The sequence below is a fragment of the Bartonella sp. AA9NXGY genome (assembly GCF_042196845.1).
Classification (GTDB): Bacteria; Pseudomonadota; Alphaproteobacteria; order Rhizobiales; family Rhizobiaceae; genus Bartonella.
The window spans coordinates 1-2,736 of the sequence record NZ_JBHIRB010000052.1; the positions used below are offsets into that span (position 1 = coordinate 1).

Below are 2,736 nucleotides of genomic sequence, written 5' to 3' on the forward strand. Positions count from 1 at the left end.
ACAACGGCGTTGTTAGCATGCGCATTGCCTGAAAGTTTTGCATTGTCCTTTAATGTCATACCTTCAAAAATAGCATTTCCATAAATTTGAGCATTACCATAGACATCAACAAAAAAGCTTTTTACTTTAGCATTTCCAAAGACGCGTGCATTTTGAAAGACCCGTGCTTTATTATAAACCCAGCAATTTCCCTCATGAGATAAGTTGCTTTCATTTTCAATATACCCCCCTAAATCGCCTTTTTTGACATCATCAAAATCTCTTAAGGCTCTAATTCGAGTTAAGAAATGACCATCGATATATTCACAATCATCAATAAATTCGTATTTTTTTGCAGGATTTTGTTTATTAACAAGCACAGTTTCATTTGAAATAGAAGAGATAACGGGGGAGGTGTTTGAATTTGTCATTTTAAATTCTTTCTAATCATAAAAGGTTTCTATTGACCCCCTAATGGGCGTCGGGCGCTAGAAACACGGTGATTAGTCCGCTGTATGCTTTCCCCTTGAAAGGGTATTGTATGGCATAACCACACCCGACAAAATTCTCATATACTAACAAAAGCATAAAAGAAAGTCAGTATTTTAAAGGCATGGGAGAGGCTGTTTCGTAACCTATCCGCTAATCACTAAGTGTTTCTATCACTTGATTATTTATATAACAAAATACGTATTTATTGTCAAACAATATTTTATCTTTTTTGTATTTTTTTTAATACGTTATGTATTGATAATATCTTATGCTTATTAATTGCTTCTTTTATATTTATGTGCTTTTAAAGCTATATTATGGGCTTTATGAAACGATTGCGTATTTTCTGAATCTATACATTTATAATATTTAAAAACGCTCTCATAATGCGTATTTTAAACTTTATAACCTATCAATTTTGTCACTAAATGGCTTTTAAGATTTCTGTTAATTTCTTTTAATAACACATTTTAGACTTAACAGCCTTATAGGGACTGTCTTTATAACAAATGCTTTCATTTGCATTTTTGCTTTTTCTATAGCTGTTATATGCTTTATAGCCATGGCATCATTTTTCATGTTCATAAGAGAAATGATAAATAGGATATATGATAATTGTGATTTATTGTGATTTATAGACCGTTATGAAAACACTTATGAAAACATCTCAATAGAAACTGATCATTATAGAGATGAGCAAAATCCCTTTTAATAAACTTTTGTCATTTTTGTCAGTTCTTTTTAGAACCTATATCATTTTTTTTAATGAGAGAAAATTAAAATCATTATATTTCAATAAGTTAAGTTTTATCAATTTTTCAAAATACAACTTATTAAAACAGCCATAACAAATAAATACAACTGTAAATATATATTTGTCAGTTTATGTCAGTACATTGAATCGACAAAAGTGATCATTTAGTGAATGATTAAAACATGTCTTATGAGAGTATGTGATCTTTTAAAGCCTTTCAAAAGAAAGGGATTATAATCATAATAAATGCTATCAAGACCATTATGGTTATGAGTTTTGGAGGTGCTTTTTACGCCCCCCTTTACATATTTTTCAATAAAAAATAAAAGTCATTATATTTCAATATGTTATTTTTTATCAATTTTTCAAAAAACAACCTATATCAATAGTACAACCTATAAATTCAACTAATGCTCTATGTTTTGTAAGGTTTTTGGGGGGGTAGAAACATTCAAAACCTATAAGTAATATAAGAAAATGAATATACATAACCCTCTTTAAATAAAGCTTCTGATAACAATAAAGCACTCATTTTAGATTACGGTTTAATCTTTTAAAGGCAATGTAAATAAGAGTATCTAAAAGTGCAAGTTTCTTCTTTTTAAATAACGCATGATAAATTATCCTTTTAAAGATTGTATGTCAGCAATTTATAAAAGGGATATAAGAACCTATAGGTATAAAACCTTATACCCCTTATGAGTTTATCATACCCATTATGTGAGCATGCTTTAATAAGCTTATTCAGTTTCTCTTATTTCTAATTTTGGTAAGTTCTTAACAATCTTCATTGTTTCTAGACTTACGGTAATAACCCTTTGAAACAACTCTAATGGATAAGCAGGGTTGCCAACGGTTTCAACAGCATAGTGATTGGCATCATTCACAATGCCACTCTTTTTATCAGTCTTTACGCATTGACGCCCCATAACCCATTCAAGAGCGGGTTTACCATTGACGATATACGCATAAGCTTCAAGAGGTATATCTGTTATTGTGATATTGTTATTATAAATAACAGTGGTTTTATCTTTCTCTTTACCTGCTTTTGCGAATTTCATTTCAGTCACATAATAGAATTTTTCGAGATTAGAGATTTCTGTCTGTTTTGGATTACCCTTTTTAAAGATCACGGGATAAGGCTCTACATCTTCATAGTTTACGTGCAAATGACCGAGTTCACGCCCAGCTGTTACAAACTTCCAAAAATCATCAGCACTCTTTACGCAAGGAATGCGAGGTAATTCTTTGCATAAATTATCAGCATAACGAGCACGGTAATCTTCTGAATGTAAAATCCCATAAACATAATAGAACAAATCATCTTTAGTGATAGTTTCATTAGGATAAGCGGCTTTAAAATGTTCTAGCCCCTCATCAGTAATAGCATTACGCCTCTGTAAACCAGCTGTTGTGTTTTTCTCCGTAGAATGCGTAAATAAATGGGATTGTTTCTCACTTTTACTTTTTGAAACCGTAGTATCTTCGTAAATATAGCGTGGAAAACATTG

The 2,736-nt window shown here is 30.8% G+C and carries 1 protein-coding gene and 1 pseudogene; both read right to left on the reverse strand.

What is annotated here, in order from left to right:
- Positions 1-410, reverse strand: a pseudogene (locus ACFIM6_RS09560) (hypothetical protein); the annotation flags it as partial.
- A 1,555-nt stretch (positions 411-1,965) separates the two neighbouring features.
- A partial coding sequence (locus ACFIM6_RS09565) for a type ISP restriction/modification enzyme (protein WP_375612636.1) occupies positions 1,966-2,736 on the reverse strand: 771 nt, incomplete at its 5' end.